Consider the following 16682-nt stretch of genomic DNA (forward strand, 5'->3'; position numbering starts at 1 on the left):
GATGATGAATTGCGTGGTGGTGCCGCTCTCGGCGATACATCGTTGGCCGCCGAGAACCGATGCCGCGTCGATCATTACCGGGCCCATCCTACATACGGTGCTGGTTGGGCTGCCGATTGCGTTGGCGGTGAGTAAGTGGGCGCCGAAATAGATTGCCAAAAATCCCAAGATTGCCAAAATTGAAAAAGAAAACTACTGCCTCTAAGCTGCCGCCGATTCATCCTGGCGAGATACTCCGCGAGGATTTCATGAAGCCTCTCCGGCTCACAGCGCACCGCCTGGCTATGGCGCTTCATGTTCCTGCTACCCGGATCGCGGAAATTATCCACGAGCGCAGAGGAATCACAGCGGATACAGCCATTCGTCTCGGACGATACTTCAAGACCACCGCGCGTTTCTGGCTCAATCTCCAGACAGCCTACGATTTGGAGACTATCGAAGACGAGTCGCTGGCACAGATCGAACGTGAGGTCAGAGTCGGGATCTAGACGGCCATCTGCGCCCCATCCCCGTTCACCCCCAGATACTCCCTGATTACTGCTAAATATCGATAATTCAATGAGTTGGCTTAGTCGGCGGGCTCTTTATTCTTTAAGATACAGGCAGGAAAAAGTGTACAAAAGGGTATAATCAACAGATCACAATGACACCTGAAACTAAGACTTTGTTGCTGCTGAAGCCCCGGGGTTTTTGCGCCGGAGTGGTAAGGGCCATTGATATTGTCCGCATTGCGCTGGACGCCTTTGGGCCACCCATCTATGTGCGCAAAGAGATCGTCCATAACCGCTACGTGGTGGAAGAACTGAAAGCCAAGGGCGCGATCTTTGTTGATGAAGTTTATGAAGTCCCAGACGGCCAGCGCCTTATTTACAGCGCTCATGGGGTTTCACCCAGCGTGCGCGAGGCCAGCAAACTGCGTGACCTGCGAGTGATTGATGCCACCTGCCCGCTGGTAACCAAGGTTCACGTTGAAGCCGTAAAGTACGCCAAGGGCGGCTACAGTATCATTCTGATCGGCCATCACGATCATGATGAGGTGATCGGCACACTGGGTGAGGCGCCTGAAGTTACCCAGGTAGTGGGCAGCGCCAATGAAGTGGATGCCCTTGAGGTTCCCGATCCTACCCGGATCGCCTACATCACGCAGACGACGCTAAGCCTGGACGAGACCAAGGACGTGATTGAAGCGCTGCGGAAGAAGTTTCCGTTGATTGAAGGGCCGCATGCACAGGACATCTGTTATGCCACGCAGAATCGCCAGACGGCGGTAAAAGATGTGGCGCACCAGGCCGATCTGCTGCTGGTGGTGGGCTCGGAGAACAGCTCCAACTCGAACCGGCTGGTGGAGGTTTCCACTAATCTGGGAACGCCATCTTACCTGATCGATAAGGCGAGCGACATAAAGCCCGATTGGCTTACCGGGAAAAAGACAGTTGCGCTCACGGCGGGCGCATCCGCGCCGGAGATCCTGGTGGAGCAGGTGGTCGATTTCTTAAAGGAAAAAGGGTTCACCACAATCCGTGAAGTGGAGGTCATGCCGGAAAACGTCCGCTTTGGCCTGCCGCCTGAGATTGTGGAAGCAATTGCTGCAGCCCCCGCTGCCGCGGAGTAAATCCATGAGCAAGAAGTTTGGCGCGCAAGCAGCGCATATGCTTTTTGGAAAAATCGATGACATGCTGGAACGCGTGTCCTTTGGTATTGAGAAGGCGCGCGACTATCTCTTTGCGCAGCAGCATGAAGATGGCTATTGGTGCGGTGAACTGGAAGCCGATACCACGCTTGAGTCGGACTACATTGCCATTCACACCTTGCTCGGCACCGGCAATCCGGGCCGCATGCAACGCGCAGTGCCGGAAATCATCCGCCACCAGAATGCGGACGGTGGCTGGCCCATTTACACGGGCGGGCCTTCGAATATCAGTGCCTCAGTAAAGGCTTACTTTGCGTTGAAGCTGATGGGCTACAAGCCTGACCATCCTGTGCTGGAGCGGGCGCGCACCAGAATTTTGGAAATGGGCGGCGCCACGGAGTGCAACACCTTTACCAAGATTTATCTGTGCTTCCTTGGCCAGTATGACTGGGAAGCCGTTCCGGCTGTTCCACCGGAAATAGTGCTCTTTCCCAACTGGTTCTGGTTCAACCTGTATGAGATTTCGTCATGGTCGCGGGCCATTCTGGTGCCGCTATCCATCGCCTATGCCAAGAAGCCGCTGAAGAAGATTCCGGCAGAAATGGGAATCGACGAGCTGTTTGTGGGCGGACGCCACGGAAAGCACCTGCACCTGAAGTGGACCGCCAAGAAGATTTCCTGGAGAAACTTCTTCCTGGTGCTGAACCGCGTCGTCCATTTCTGCGAGCGGTTCCACATTCGGCCGTTGCGCTATCTGGCGCTGAAGAAAGCCGAACGCTGGATGCTGGAGCGCTTTGAAAAATCAGACGGGCTGGGCGCAATCTATCCCGGCATTTTAAACTCCATTGTCGCGCTGCGCTGCCTGGGCTATTCCACCGATGATCCGCAGGTGATCCGAGCACTGAGCGAGTTTGAGAAGCTGGGCATTGATGAACCCGGTATTGCTGATCATTCGGAACCCACATTCCGCATGCAGCCCTGCATGTCTCCCGTGTGGGACACGGCTCTGGCGATGTTCGCGCTGGGAGAAAGCGGCGTCTCAAAAAACGATCCACGGATGCTGAAAGCGGCTGACTGGATTCTGAGCAAGGAAGTTCGCACCAAAGGCGATTGGGCCGTGAAGGCTCCAAACGTTGATCCAGGTGGCTGGTACTTTGAGTTCAATAATGAGTTTTATCCTGACGTGGACGATTCAGCCATGGTGCTGTTAGGGCTGGATAAAGTAGAGAATCCGCGTGAGCGCTATCAGCATGAAGTCAGCCAGCGCGCCATCGACTGGATTTTTGCCATGCAGTGCAAGAGTGGCGGTTGGGCATCATTCGACAAAGACAATACGCGCATGGTGTTCCAGAATATTCCTTTTGCCGACCACAACGCCATGCTCGATCCGCCGACGGTGGACATCACTGGCCGCGTGCTGGAGATGCTGGCGGCGTACGGTGTAACAGGTGACGACAAGCGCGTAAAGAAAGCGATCAAGTTCATCTTGAGCGAACAGGAGCCCGATGGCTCGTGGTTTGGGCGCTGGGGCGTGAACTACATTTATGGAACCATGCTGGTGCTGCGCGGCTTGCAGGCCATGGGTGTGGACCATCACGAGCCGTACGTGCAGCAGGGCGCGGAATGGCTGCGCATGGTGCAGAACTCTGACGGCGGTTGGGGCGAGACTTGTGGCTCGTATGACGATCCCACCACGCGCGGCATTGGTCCCAGCACGCCTTCACAAACTGCCTGGGCCATTATGGGTTTGCTGGCGGCGGGTGATACACGCAGTGAATCCGTGCAGCGCGGAATTCTTTACCTGCTGGAAACGCAGCGGCCTGATGGACACTGGAACGAAGATCATTACACGGGCACGGGCTTTCCACGAGTTTTTTATCTGGCCTACCATCTGTATCGCGACTACTTCCCGCTGATTGCGCTGTCAACGTACGCGCGTGATTTCTCAGCGTTGTATGAAGAGGGAAGTGTCGGGTACGCGAGAGGCTGAAGATCGGGTGACCCGGTGATCGGGACATCGGGTGATCGGAAGAGCAAAACCAACTGCGGATGAACGAGGATTAGCGCGGATTTGTACAAGATCGCGCAAATGAGCGCAGGCGAGGGCGCCTGCGGTCCAGAAGACTTTAGCAGGTGAACGAAACTGGTGGAGCAACAACACAAAGCTAAAAGCCAAGAGCTAATAGCTAATAGCTAAGAGCTGATTTAAGGGGAGAACGATTTGCCGGTACCAATTTCACAGATGTGGACAGTGGCGAGCTATGTTGTTAAACAAAAGCTGGCCAGACGCAAGCGCTATCCGCTGGTGCTGATGCTGGAGCCGCTCTTTCGCTGTAACCTGGCGTGCGCGGGCTGCGGCAAAATTCAGTATCCCGCGCACATCCTGAAAAAAGAGCTCACGCCGGAACAGTGCTTCCGCGCGGTGGATGAGTGCGGCGCCCCGATGGTCTCAATACCTGGCGGCGAGCCACTGATGCACTCGCAGATTGGCCAGATCGTTGAAGGGCTAGTGGCGCGCCAGAAATATATCTATCTCTGCACTAATGCGCTGCTGCTCAAGGAAAAGCTTGATCTGTTCAAGCCCAGTAAGTATCTGACGTTTTCTGTCCACGTAGATGGCGAACGCGAGCACCACGATTTCTCTGTCTGCCGCGAAGGCGGGTACGACCTGGCCATAGAGGGAATGAAAGAAGCGCTGCGGCGCGGCTTCCGCGTGACGACGAATACCACATTGTTCGACGGCGCGGATCCTAATAGTGTGCGCGAACATTTTGACCAGATGATGGAACTCGGAGTCGAAGGCATGATGCTTTCGCCTGGATATTCTTACGACAAAGCGCCGGACCAGAAGCACTTTCTGGGTCGGGCGCGCACGCGCAAGTTGTTTCGCGCCATCCTGTCAAACCGCAAGAAGAGCTGGCAGTTCAATCAGTCGCCGCTCTTCCTGGAATTCCTGATGGGCGAACGCCAGTATGCGTGCACTCCCTGGGGCATGCCCACCTACAACATCTTTGGCTGGCAGAAGCCGTGCTACCTGCTTCAGGACGGCTACGCCGATACATTCCAGGAATTGATGGACAGCACGGCATGGCATGAGTACGGAACGGAGTCAGGAAATCCGAAGTGCGCGAATTGCATGGTGCACAGCGGGTATGAGGCTTCTGCGGTTAATGAAACGTTCAGCTCATTGCGCGGCCTGCTGGCCACGGCAAAAGCCACGCTCTTCACGAGCCACAAAGATGAACACGCATTGAAGCTATTGAGCGAGCATGTGCGGCCGGTGCACAGTTACAACCCCCTGGTGCAAATCGAGGAATCGTCCAACCAGCTTGAGGAGACCAGTGCATGACGGAGTCAGTTCCGAACAATGCTGTTAAAGCGGCTGACTCGCTCGAAGTCGCACCGGGGTTCAAGCATGAAAAGCTGGAAGGCTGGGTGCCGGAGCTGGCCGGTGAAGAAGAAGTTCGGCAGGCTCTTGAGAAGGCCTTCGATTACCGCGGTGACGTGACAATCACGCGCAAAGACGGCAGCAAGGTTGAAGGATACATTTTTGATCGGCGTACCGGTAAAACGCTGAGCGATTCCGCGGTACGGTTGTTCCCTAAAGATGCGGACCAGAAAATATCCATTCCATATTCAGAGATTGCCGCGCTGGCCTTCAGCGGGCGCGATACCGCCGCGGGAAAAAGTTTCGAAGCCTGGGTGCGCAAGTACTGGGAAAAGAAAGCTGCCGGTGAGAAGAATATAGGGATACAGGCGGAAGCGCTGGAGTAGATTGCAACCCCGAGGAGCGGGGGAGACCTACTGATAGTGGTTGTTACTACGAGCAAAAATGGGCTATCGCACGCAATTGGATGTTTTTGGTGATTGCAGCATGCTGCGGCAGATTTTTTGGAGCTGAAATGGCAGTCTTAAAGCTAACGTCGTTGGGCAATTCGATGGGAGTTGTAATCCCTAAAGAAATGCTGGAGCGCCTGAAAGCAACGGAAGGCGATCAGCTGCTTGCCGTGGAGACGCCCAATGGGTATTTTCTTACCGCTTACGATCCTGCCTTGGATGAGGAACTTAAGCTCGGTAGGGAGTTTATGCGTAAGTATGACGCCACCTTTAAGGCACTCGCCAAGTGAGCGAGCCGAAGTGGCTTAGCGAATTATCAGTGATGCTTTTGCATGTGGAAAGTCTGGCCCGGTACGGAGGCGCAGGAGGCTTACGTGACGCGGGTTTGTTGCAATCCGCTCTAGCGCGTGCCCGCAATCTGTATGTGTAATGTGTATGAGGGTGTAAAAGAGATGGAGCGCTTAGCAGCAGCGTACGGGTCTGGAATCGCGCGCAATCATCCCTTTGTGGATGGAAATAAGAGAACTGCGTTTCTAACGATCGGCCTGTTTCTCCTTAAAAATGGTTATATGTTGAATGCAAATGACGCAGAAGCAATAGATGCCATGTTTGCGTTGGCGTCAGGCGATCTAACCGAAGACGAGCTAGTTGAGTGGATACGCCGCTATTCAACGGCTGGAAAGGGGTAGGGTTCCCTCGCTGTGCTCGGGACAAAGAGAGAACATGAAGGCCTTCATCACAGGAGCTACGGGATTTGTCGGCAGCCACGTGGCGCGCGCTTTAGCTGCGCAAGGCGCTGAACTGCGATTGCTCGTTCGTCCAACCAGCCGTCTCGATAATATTGCCGATTTGCGGGCAGAAACCGCTACGGGCGACCTTCGCAATCCTGAGTCGCTCAAGAAGGCGATGGCCGGCTGTGAGTTTGTGTTTCACGTGGCTGCCGATTACCGGCTGTGGGTTCGCGACCCGGAGCAGATGTATCTCTCGAATGTGGAAGGCACGCGGACGATTATTCAGGCTGCGCAAGAAAGCGGCGTGCGTCGCGTGATCTATACCAGTTCTGTGGCGACGATGGGTTTTACCCGCGATGGGCATATTGCAGGAGAAGACTCGCCGGTTTCTATCAAAGATATGGTGGGGCATTACAAGCGGTCAAAGTTCATGGCAGAGCAGATTGCTCTGGAAGCCGGCAACAAAGGCGCAAATGTCGTAGTGGTGAATCCCACGACGCCGATTGGCGAGTACGACATTAAGCCAACGCCGACCGGAAGGATCGTGGTCGACTTTCTTAAGCGGAAATTTCCTGCCTATGTCGATACGGGCTTAAATCTGGCAGACGTGAAGGAAGTTGCGCGCGGACACCTGCTGGCGATGGAAAAAGCGCGGCCAGGACAGCGTTACATTCTGGGCGGAGAGAACCTGACGTTAAAGCACATCCTGGACAAACTGGCATTGCTCACCGGTCTGCCTGCCCCGACGATGAAAGTGCCGCATGCTGTCGCGATGGGATTTGCCGTCTTCGACCAGTTCTTTACCGGCACGATCCTGGGCAAAGAGCCTCGCGCCACTATTGACGCAGTGAAGATGGGCCGCAAGAAAATGTTTGCTTCATCGGCAAAGGCTGAGCTTGAGTTGGGCTACAAAATTCTGCCAGTCGAAGATGCGCTGCGGCGCGCGATCAACTGGTTCCAGGCGCACGGATACGTTGAATCTCCCGTGCAGGTTGCAACGGTGAACGCATGAGCAAGATCGCAATCATTGCGGCCATGGAACGGGAAATCGCACCATTGGTGCGCGGCTGGCAGCGCGAACCGCTCTCTTCCGGCGAAAGAAAGTTCGTAGTCTTTGAACGCGATGGAGTAGTCGCGGTGGTGTCCGGAATCGGCTGCAAGAACGCCGAAGTGGCGGCCCGGGCGGTACTGACGCAATATCAACCGTCGCTCCTGATTTCAGCGGGCCTGGCAGGCGCGCTGATACGGAGCCTGAAAGTCGCGAGTGTTTTTACGCCGAGCGTGGTCGTGGATGCGGTTGACGGCGCCGAATATCGATGCGCGGCGGATCCCAACCACGTGAGCGGTGGCGTGCTCGCCACAGCGCCCGGAATTGCAGGAACTGAAGCCAAGAGAGAACTGGTAAATCGATTTCATGGGTTGGTCGTCGATATGGAAGCTGCCGGCGTGGCCCGAGTGGCGCAGCAGGAGCAAGTCGGGTTTCGCTGTGTGAAAGCCATCTCTGATGAAGCTGATTTTGTGATGCCGCCGATGGGAAAATTTCTAAATACTGCTGGAGAGTTTCAGAGCGGCAAGTTCGCGTTGTGGGCTGCTCTGCGGCCATGGCAGTGGGCAAGGGTTGCGGCTCTGGCGCGAAACAGCAAGCATGCCACAGACGCACTTTGTAACCGCTTGCGGAACGACATCGCGAGCACATTGCCGCCAAAGGAAGTTGTTACACTGAATAGAGTAGAGTTCCTGGAAGTGAAACGTTAGATCATGCATACGGCTATCAAATCCGAATCCGTGGAAGGAAAACTCACTCCCACACGAATGATGCGAGCTGCTGTCTATCGCGGCAAAAACGATGTCCGGTTGGAGACGGTCCCTGTACCGGAAATCGGTAAGGGAGAGTTGCTGGTACGTGTACACACCTGCGGCATTTGCGGTACTGATCTAAAAAAAATTCTGACTGGATCGCATTCCGCTCCTCGTATTTTCGGGCACGAGATGGCCGGGCAGGTGGTTGCAATCGCTGAAGGCGTAAAGAACTTTTTTCCCGGCGACCGCGTGATGGTGTTCCATCACATTCCCTGCGGCGAGTGCTATTACTGCCGGAAAAAAGTTTTTGCGCAATGTCCTGTTTATAAACAGGTCGGCGCGACCGCTGGATTTGAGCCCAGCGGCGGTGGTTTTGCCGAATACATTCGCGTGATGGACTGGATCGTACGCAAGGGCGTGGTGAAAATCCCCGACCATGTTTCGTATGAACAAGCTTCATTTATCGAACCAGTAAATACGTGCCTGAAAGCAATTGAATTGTTACAGCTGCAAAGTGATGAAACGGTGTTGGTTATCGGCCAGGGGCCCATTGGGATCATTTTGGCGGCATTGGCCAAACGGACGGGTGCGACCGTAGTAACTTCCGATTTGTATCCCCAACGCCTTAAAATAAGTGAAAGCTTCGGGTTAAAGCACAATGTGAATGCAGGGTCGGAAGATCCGGCGCAACGGGTTAGGGACCTTACTGACGGGCGCGGAGCAGACGCTGTGATCCTGGCGACGGCGGGAAATAGTTTGATAAAGCCCGCCATGGATGCCACTAGGCCAGGCGGAAGGATCATGCTGTTTGCGCAGACGCAGCGGAGCGAAGTCGCAATCGATCCTGCTGCTGTTTGCATGGATGAAAAAATGCTGGTGGGCTCATATAGTGCATCAGTCGATTTGCAGGACGAGAATGTGCGTCTGGTATTCAGCGGAGAAATTGATTTCGAGCGGTTGATCTCGCACCGGTTTCCTCTAGATAAATCCGTAGAGGCGATCCAGTTGGCTTCACATCCGTCGCCGGAATCAATGAAGATCGTTATTCAGCCCGGTTTGGAATGGGAGAAACATATTTGAAAGGACAAATGACAGCCGCGGTCCTCTATGGCAAGGAGGACATCAAGATTGAAAAAGTGCCTATTCCCGCGCTCGAACCCGGCGAGGTGCTGGTGAAGGTGAATGTGGCGCTTACCTGCGGGACTGATCTCAAGGTTTATCAGCGCGGCTACCATGCCCGCATGATTGTTCCGCCGGCACTGTTTGGCCATGAGCTTTCCGGCGTAATTGAAGAAGTTGGGCCAGGCGTGCGCGACTTCCGCCGCGGCATGAAAGTTGTTGCCCTGAACTCCGCTCCATGCGGCGCGTGCTTTTATTGCCTGAAGCATCAGGAGAACATCTGCGAAGATCTTTTGTTCAACAACGGCGCATATGCGGAATACATAAAGATCCCGCGCCGCATTGTTGAAACCAACATGCTGGCGCTACCGGATGACCTGAGTTTTGAGTCGGCAGCGATGACTGAGCCGCTGGCCTGCGCCTTGCGCGGCTTGCAGGAAACTGGAGCGGACATCGGCGACACAGTGACTGTGATCGGCGCGGGCCCATTGGGATTGATGCTTGTGCAGGTGGCCAAACTGACGGGATGCAAAGTCATCGCCGTGGTAAAACGCGCTGAGCAGGTGACGGCTGCAAAAAGATTTGGGGCGGATGAAGTGGTGCAGATCGGGAAGCATCATGACCCCATTGACCGCGTGATCGGAGTTACTGAAGGCCGTGGATCAGATATTGTGATTGAAGCCGTGGGCCGGCCGCAAACGTGGCAGTGGGCGGTGGAAATGGTCCGTCGCGGCGGCGTGGTGAATTTCTTTGGCGGATGCGCCAGCGGGACGAAAGTCGAACTGGATACAAACCGGCTGCACTATTCTGAAATCACGCTGAAAGCCACGTTCCACCACACCCCGCAAACAGTCCGCAAGGCGTTTTCACTGATTGCGGAAAAGAACGTGAAGAGCACAGACTATGTTACTGGCGAGGCGCCTCTCTCCAAACTGAAGCAAGTCCTGCAACAGATGCTGGACCGCGGGAGCCAGATTAAAACGGCCATCATTCCCGGCCACTGATCATGTCAGTATCGCGCACAAGCACTTCGTCCATGCCGCTGGGGTGGAATGCGCTGCCGGAATCGTATCGCATTCCGGCCACCGCGCCTTCGCTGGACGAAGCGCGTGCGTATTGCGAGCGGCTGGCGAAATCGCATTATGAAAATTTTTCGGTTGCCACGTGGTTCCTGCCCAGCCGCCTGCGCCAGCATTTTTACAATGTTTACGCCTACTGCAGAATCTCTGACGATCTGGGCGACGAAGTGGGTGATCCGCAGCAGTCTCTGGAATTGCTGGACCAGTGGGAGGCAGAATTAAATGCCTGCTATGCGGGATCGCCAAAGCATCCCGTGTTTGTTGCGCTGGGTGACACAGTGAAGCAATTCAGCATCCCACAGCACGAGTTTTCTGATTTGCTGATCGCGTTCCGGCAGGACCAGACCGTCACACGTTTTGAGACGTTTGACGACATTCTTGCTTACTGCCGTTATTCAGCAAATCCGGTCGGCCATCTGGTCCTTTATCTTTGCGGCTATAGTGACGCCGAACGGCAGCAACTTTCCGACTACACCTGCACCGCGCTGCAATTAGCGAATTTTTGGCAGGACGTTTCTGTTGATTATGGCAAAGGCCGCATTTACCTTCCGCTGGAAGACCTGCGCCGCTTTGGCGTAACTGGTGAGGACATTGCGCAGCGCCGCGCAACACCGCAATTTGTGGCCATGATGAAATTTGAAGTCGAGCGGGCGCGGGATTGGTTTGCTCGTGGACTGCCGCTGGTAAAAATGGTCAATCGCGAACTGGCGGTCGATCTGGAATTGTTCAGCCGGGGCGGCCAAGAGATACTGAATGCCATAGAGCGCCAGGACTTTGACGTGTTGCGGGCTCGTCCGGAGATTTCGAAAACGCGCAAACTGATGCTGGTGTTTCGCGCGGCCATGGGCAAGCTTCTGTGAGCGACCAGCTCAGCCATGCCTACGCAGTCTGCCGCGGCATTTCACGCCGTGCGGCCAAGAATTTCTATTACGGCTTTATGGTGCTGCCATCAGAAAAGCGCAACGCGCTGAGCGCGGTGTACGCATTCATGCGCCACGCCGACGATATCTCAGACGAACCCGGAGTTGACCCACAAATAAAGCGCCAGAAGTTGAGTGAATGGCTGGATGCAGCAAAAGCGGTCTTTGCAGGCAAGGCAACCGATGATCCGGTTCTGATGGCGCTGGGTGACGCGCAGAAGAAATTCAAGATTTCGCCGGAGCTTTTTGAAAAGTTGGTTTACGGCACCAGCCTGGATCTGGATATCCCGCCCGCATCAGCAGAATCGCCGGCCATCCTATGCGAAACGTTCGAAGACCTGAAGCAGTATTGCTATTACGTCGCGTCTGTCGTCGGGCTGGTATGCATACGTATTTTTGGCTATCAGGACACCAAGGCGGAATTTCTGGCGGAAGACTGCGGCTTGGCATTCCAGTTGACCAATATTATTCGCGACATAAAAGAAGACGCATCCATGGGTCGCATTTATATTCCTGCGGAAGATCTGGTGCGCAGCAATCTTACGGCCGCAAATTTCTCTTCGAACGTGTTGCGGGATCCGGCACAGGCGCAGCAACTGCGGCCTGCCCTGGAATACGAAGCTGAGCGCGCGAGGAAATATTATGAATCGGCAAAGTGGCTGATGGAGCTGATTGATGAAGACAGCCGGGCCGCCTTATGGGTCCTGGTGGAAATATATAGCCGCCTGCTGCAGAAGATCACAGATCGCAATTACGATGTGCTTACAGAGCGCGTCAGGCTGACGCTCTGGGAAAAATTGAAAGTATTATCACGCGGATTTCTACTCCGCATCGCATGACGTCCGACACTCGGCAATATAGTGTAGCTATCGTGGGCGGTGGACTTGCCGGCCTGGCAGCAGCCTGCGCGCTGGCCGAAGCCGGATTACGCGTCAGTGTTTTTGAGCGCAGGCCCTACGTTGGAGGTCGGGCTTCGTCTTACGAGCACCCGGGAACGGGCGAGGTGGTGGATAACTGCCAGCATGTGCTGCTTGGCTGCTGCACGAACCTGATTAATTTTTACGATCGCCTGGGCGTGAGTGGGAAGATCCGGTGGTTTGATGAACTGACATTCATCGAGCCCGGCGGTCGCGCCAGCAGAATGGCGCCGTCATTTTTTCCTGCTCCAATGCACAACATTCCAACGTTTCTCGGCGCCAAGATGCTGAGTGCCAGTGACAAAATTGCGATCTCCCGGGCCATGGCGGTGATGAGCCACGGCCTGCCGGAGGATTCATCGGAAGACTTTCTTTCATGGTTGCAGCGACACAAGCAGACTGAACAGGCGATTGAGCGGTTCTGGAAGACTGTATTGGTAAGCGCGCTGAATGAAGATCTTGATCGCATCTCAGTGCGCTATGCTACGCAGGTTTTTCGGGAATCATTCATGAAGTCTGCCGCGGCCGGCAGGATGGGACTGCCAAGCATCCCTCTCTCGGATTTGTACGGAAAGGCGATTGACTATATACGTGCTAGAAACGGGCAGGTTCTGCTGCGGTCGTCGGTGACTGCAATCGGACCGAAAGAGGATCGAGTGGGAGTATTAACCAGTTCGGGCGAGCAGCAGTTTGATTTTGTTGTCTTGGCCGCGCCTTTTCAAAACGTGGCAAGCCTCCTGCCGTGTGACGAATCTGCCGAGCCAATCAAGCAGCAACTGGCGAAGTTTGAGCCGTCATCGATTACGGGAATTCACCTGTGGTTTGACCGCGAGATCACGCCTCTGCCACATGCGGTACTGCTGGACCGCACGATTCAATGGATGTTTCATAAGTCAAAATTTCATGAAGGCCGGCAAAACGCTGGTCAAGGCAGCTATGTCGAGTTGGTGGTAAGCGCGTCAAAATCATTGGTGCAGAAGTCGCGCGAAGAAATCCTCGAACTGGCAACGCGCGAGCTGGCTGAGTTCTTTCCCGCGGTGCGCGAGGCGAAGCTGGTGAAATCCACGGTGATCAAAGAAATTTATGCCACCTATGCAATTCTCCCCGGGCTGGACAAGTTCCGTCCGGCGGCAAAAACACAATGGCCGCAAGTCTTCCTGGCGGGCGATTGGACGGCGACTGGCTGGCCTGCAACCATGGAAGGCGCGGTTCGTAGCGGATATCTTGCGGCTGAAGCATTGATGAAAAGCGTTGGACAAGAACAGATGTTTGTTGTCGCCGACTTGCCGGCGACCGGATTTATGAAGCTGTTTTGGTAAATGTTTCTGCCGATCTGATCATTCGCTCTGCGATGATTGCCGCAATCTACCCCTTTGTTTTCAATAGCTTATTGCCCACCCCTGCTGCAGGAATCTCCCGATCACCCGTCGAAGCCGGAACCGAGCTAACAGAATTAAGAAATTTAACACCGCTTTAATTTTGTCACGTACAGTGCGGGCGCATGATCCTAATTGTTAAACGGTCCTCCCCCTTAGTTCAAGGAAAGGACAGACGAGATGAGCGAGTCACAACAGTTTAGAAACTTCCGGATATGGGCAGCAGTGGGAGTTGCTCTGGTTTATGTGGTTCTGGCAGTCAGTGGAAACGCATAAGAACTGAACACAAATTTTTGAAAGCGCACCGACCCTCCCTTGCGCTTTACCGAAAGATCAGCACGGTCGAACCTGGCGTGCTGATCTTTTGCTTTTGCTAGAAACCCTGTCGTATCAGTTCCGCTGCTGTAAGTTTGCCGCTTACTTTGCCGTGGGGCATCTTTTCAGCGTATTTTGCCAGAACATCCACTTCAATATTGACAGGATCGCCATCGTGTAGTGCGCGAAGGTTGGTTGACTGCCAGGTGTGCGGGATGATGGCAATTTCCACTCGACTTCCTTCAATGCCTGCGACGGTGAGACTTATGCCTTCAATCGTGATTGAACCTTGAGGGACCACATAGCGAGAAAGCTCAGACGGCAACTCGACAACCAAACGCCAGTCATCGCGAAACTTGATCTTTTGCAGGCTGACAATGGAACCCACTCCGTCCACGTGTCCTTGCACCACATGGCCGCCCATGCGGTCCTGGGCCTTGGCCGGTAATTCCAGATTCACAATTGACCCGGCTTTCAGTCGTTGCAGCGATGTACGGTTTAAAGTCTCTTCTGCAAGGTCGGCGGAAAATTGATGTTCGCTGATGTCAAGCGCGGTGAGGCAGACGCCGCTCACGGCGACGCTATCACCAGTTTTTAATTCGGATGGAATGGCCGTGGCTTTGATGGTGATGCGGGTGACGGAACCACGGTTCTGGCCAGCCACGCGTTCTGTAGAAGCGATTTCGCCGGTTTCCTGGATGAGTCCGGTAAACATCAGATGTGCTCCTCCGGCGCCAGATAAGGATCGCGCAGGTATCCTTCGACCGCGAAATCCTCGCCGAAGCGATGCAGAACGATGTCTTTCACCTGCGCTGCTTCGCTGAGACGGCGGAACCCTTCACCGCCGGCAAAAGGCACTGATCCGCCACCGGCAAGAATCTTAGGGGCGTAATAAAGAAAGATCTTGTCCACCACGCCCGTGGCAAGCGCGGTCCAGTTGACTAGCGCGCCGCCTTCAATCAGCAGGCTGGTGATCCCCAGTTCACCCAGACGAACGGCGATTTTGGCGAGGTCGGGGCGGCCATCACTCGAGCCGAGCGGGATCTGTTCCACACGAATGCCATGTTCTTCCAGGAGACGGCGTTTCTTTTCTTCGGCAAAGGAACAGAAGATCAGCACGTCATCCTTGGCGGTCTTGACCAGGCGGGATTCCAACGGACAACGCAGGCGCGAGTCAAGCACAACGCGAAGGAGCGGTAGCCGTCGAGGAAAACCGGTACGGTCAGTGAGCAAAGGATCGTCCGCAATGACGGTGCCAACTCCGACCATGATCGCATCTGATTCATGCCGCAGCTCCTGCACGTGTGCGCGAGCTTCCTCGCTGGTGATCCAGCCACCTGTGGCGCCGGTAGCGCCAAGGGCGGATGGATTGAAGGAGTCTCCAGGTGGCGGAGCGATCTTGCCGTCTAATGTCATACCTGACTTCAGCGTGACGAGCGGCAGGCCAGTCAGGATGTGGCGAGCGAAGGCTTCATTGATCCGACGCGCCTCGGCTTCCAGCAAGCCAGATTCAACGCGAATTCCGGCAGTGCGCAATTGTTCAAACCCTTTCCCCGCGACTTTGGGATTTGGATCCGGCATGGCCGCCACCACACGCTTGATGCCAGCAGCAATCAGCGCGTCAGTGCACGGTGGCGTGCGACCGTGATGGCAATGTGGTTCAAGGTTGAGATAAATTGTTCCTCCGCGTGCGCGCGACCCAGCCTGCTCAAGCGCCAAGACCTCTGCATGCTTCAGACCGTCGAAGATATAGTAGCCTTCGCCAACAAGCTGCCCAGTGTTGTCCACAATTACCGCCCCAACGCGGGCGCCGGGAGAGACGAGCGCTGTACCGCGACGCGCGAGTTCCAGCGCCTGGCGCATGAAGTGCTCGTCTTGTGCAGAAAATGCCATGATTTACACGGTGGCCGATCGCGAAATTAGTTTGTCGAGAACAATGACTCGGCAAAATTCTCAGCATTGAACGGCAAGAGATCACCGGCCTTTTCACCCACTCCCACGTAGCGCACCGGCAATCCAAGCTCGCGAGAAATGGCCACTACCACGCCACCTTTTGCCGTGCCGTCGAGCTTGGTAAGAACGATCCCCGTCACGCCTGCGGATTCAGTGAACAGACGCGCCTGCTGCAATCCATTCTGGCCGGTAGTGGCATCCATCACGAGCAGAACTTCATGGGGCGCTCCGGGAATAATACGCTGCGCGGTACGCTTCATTTTTTCCAACTCGGCCATGAGGCTGCTTTTGGTATGCAGGCGGCCAGCGGTATCAATGATCACGCTGTCCGTGTGGCGGGCTTTGGCCGCGTTGAGCGCGTCATAAAGCACGGCTGAAGGATCGCCACCGGGCTTGGTTTTGATCACTTCAACTCCCGTCCGCGATCCCCAGACCTCAAGCTGTTCAATGGCAGCGGCGCGGAATGTATCTGCGGCACAGAGCAGAACGGTCTTGCGTTCAGTGCGCAGAGCGTGCGCCAGCTTTCCGATAGTGGTTGTTTTTCCCGTGCCGTTCACCCCTACAACCATGATGATTTCCGGCTCACCTTTCGCGAGTTTGCCGGCTCGCGCTGGCGTCGCGTTCAGGATGGCAAGCACCTGCTCCTTGATCAGTTTTTTGAGCTCGGCGGTGTCCTTGATCTGCTTGCGATCGGCTTTTTCGCGGAGCTTCGACAATATTTCCTGGGTGGTTTTCATGCCAAGATCAGCGCCTAGCAAGATACCTTCCAGATCGTCCAGCGTGCTGCTGTCGATCTCCTTGGTCAGGGCCATCACTTCATCAATGCGCTCGCTCAGGTTCTCGCGCGTGCGCGTGACGGCCTGCTTCATTTTGTCGAGAAACGACGGTTGCGGTGTTCCGAATAAGGTCTGAATCATTGCGTGTATGAATGCCTGCCGAACATTTCATTATATCGGTATGCGTCTCTGCTATTCACTGTCAAAGCTACCACTTAACGATTTACGA

16 protein-coding genes and 1 pseudogene are annotated in these 16682 nt (G+C 55.0%); 14 read left to right on the forward strand and 3 right to left on the reverse strand.

The window, feature by feature from the left end; translation table 11 throughout:
- Window positions 1-248: 248 nt before the first annotated feature.
- From LAO76_05690 to hpnE, 14 genes and pseudogenes are all read left to right on the forward strand, one after another.
- Entirely contained in the window at window positions 249-488 is a 240-nt protein-coding gene (locus LAO76_05690; protein ID MBZ5490406.1) for a HigA family addiction module antidote protein, read from the forward strand.
- Window positions 489-643: 155 nt separating this feature from the next.
- Window positions 644-1612, forward strand: a complete 969-nt coding sequence (locus tag LAO76_05695; protein MBZ5490407.1) for a 4-hydroxy-3-methylbut-2-enyl diphosphate reductase — start codon at window positions 644-646, stop codon at window positions 1610-1612.
- A gap of 4 nt (window positions 1613-1616) precedes the next feature.
- Window positions 1617-3620, forward strand: coding sequence for a squalene--hopene cyclase (gene shc / locus LAO76_05700; GenBank protein ID MBZ5490408.1), 2004 nt, complete (start codon window positions 1617-1619; stop codon window positions 3618-3620).
- 231 nt (window positions 3621-3851) lie between these two features.
- The gene (gene hpnH / locus LAO76_05705) at window positions 3852-4979 is read left to right on the forward strand and encodes an adenosyl-hopene transferase HpnH (protein MBZ5490409.1); all 1128 of its coding nucleotides are present in this window, start codon (window positions 3852-3854) and stop codon (window positions 4977-4979) included.
- Window positions 4976-5404: a hypothetical protein gene (locus LAO76_05710; protein ID MBZ5490410.1), complete on the forward strand. Its 429-nt coding sequence runs from the start codon at window positions 4976-4978 to the stop codon at window positions 5402-5404. The genes hpnH and LAO76_05710 overlap by 4 nt, the downstream gene beginning before the upstream one ends.
- Window positions 5405-5532: 128 nt before the next feature.
- Window positions 5533-5757: an AbrB/MazE/SpoVT family DNA-binding domain-containing protein gene (locus LAO76_05715; protein MBZ5490411.1), complete on the forward strand. Its 225-nt coding sequence runs from the start codon at window positions 5533-5535 to the stop codon at window positions 5755-5757.
- A gap of 32 nt (window positions 5758-5789) precedes the next feature.
- Window positions 5790-6156, forward strand: a pseudogene (locus LAO76_05720) (type II toxin-antitoxin system death-on-curing family toxin).
- Window positions 6157-6190: 34 nt separating this feature from the next.
- The gene (locus tag LAO76_05725) at window positions 6191-7210 is read left to right on the forward strand and encodes an NAD-dependent epimerase/dehydratase family protein (protein ID MBZ5490412.1); all 1020 of its coding nucleotides are present in this window, start codon (window positions 6191-6193) and stop codon (window positions 7208-7210) included.
- Window positions 7207-7953, forward strand: a complete 747-nt coding sequence (locus tag LAO76_05730; GenBank protein MBZ5490413.1) for a hypothetical protein — start codon at window positions 7207-7209, stop codon at window positions 7951-7953. The genes LAO76_05725 and LAO76_05730 overlap by 4 nt, the downstream gene beginning before the upstream one ends.
- 3 nt (window positions 7954-7956) lie before the next feature.
- Window positions 7957-9078, forward strand: a complete 1122-nt coding sequence (locus LAO76_05735) for a zinc-dependent dehydrogenase (protein MBZ5490414.1) — start codon at window positions 7957-7959, stop codon at window positions 9076-9078.
- A gap of 8 nt (window positions 9079-9086) precedes the next feature.
- Window positions 9087-10121, forward strand: a complete 1035-nt coding sequence (locus LAO76_05740) for a zinc-binding dehydrogenase (GenBank protein MBZ5490415.1) — start codon at window positions 9087-9089, stop codon at window positions 10119-10121.
- A 32-nt stretch (window positions 10122-10153) separates the two neighbouring features.
- Window positions 10154-11056, forward strand: a complete 903-nt coding sequence (gene hpnC / locus LAO76_05745) for a squalene synthase HpnC (protein MBZ5490416.1) — start codon at window positions 10154-10156, stop codon at window positions 11054-11056.
- Window positions 11053-11955 carry a squalene/phytoene synthase family protein gene (locus tag LAO76_05750; GenBank protein MBZ5490417.1) on the forward strand — a complete coding sequence of 301 codons (903 nt, stop codon included), beginning with the start codon at window positions 11053-11055 and terminating at the stop codon, window positions 11953-11955. The genes hpnC and LAO76_05750 overlap by 4 nt, the downstream gene beginning before the upstream one ends.
- Complete coding sequence (hpnE, locus tag LAO76_05755; GenBank protein MBZ5490418.1) at window positions 11952-13352, forward strand: hydroxysqualene dehydroxylase HpnE; 1401 nt, start codon at window positions 11952-11954, stop codon at window positions 13350-13352. Before LAO76_05750 ends, hpnE begins: the two co-directional genes overlap by 4 nt.
- Window positions 13353-13782: 430 nt before the next feature.
- On the opposite strand, the gene LAO76_05760 is transcribed toward hpnE, so the two are convergent.
- From LAO76_05760 to ftsY, 3 genes are read right to left on the reverse strand one after another with little or no spacing between them, the layout of a single operon-like run.
- Window positions 13783-14439, reverse strand: a complete 657-nt coding sequence (locus LAO76_05760; protein MBZ5490419.1) for a riboflavin synthase — start codon at window positions 14437-14439, stop codon at window positions 13783-13785.
- Window positions 14439-15617 (reverse strand): bifunctional diaminohydroxyphosphoribosylaminopyrimidine deaminase/5-amino-6-(5-phosphoribosylamino)uracil reductase RibD, encoded by a 1179-nt coding sequence (gene ribD / locus LAO76_05765; protein MBZ5490420.1) that lies wholly within the window; start codon window positions 15615-15617, stop codon window positions 14439-14441. Before ribD ends, LAO76_05760 begins: the two co-directional genes overlap by 1 nt.
- 26 nt (window positions 15618-15643) lie before the next feature.
- Window positions 15644-16594: a signal recognition particle-docking protein FtsY gene (ftsY, locus tag LAO76_05770; protein ID MBZ5490421.1), complete on the reverse strand. Its 951-nt coding sequence runs from the start codon at window positions 16592-16594 to the stop codon at window positions 15644-15646.
- Window positions 16595-16682 lie beyond the last annotated feature (88 nt).

This window comes from Terriglobia bacterium (assembly GCA_020072645.1).
Classification (GTDB): domain Bacteria; phylum Acidobacteriota; class Terriglobia; order Terriglobales; family Acidobacteriaceae; genus Angelobacter.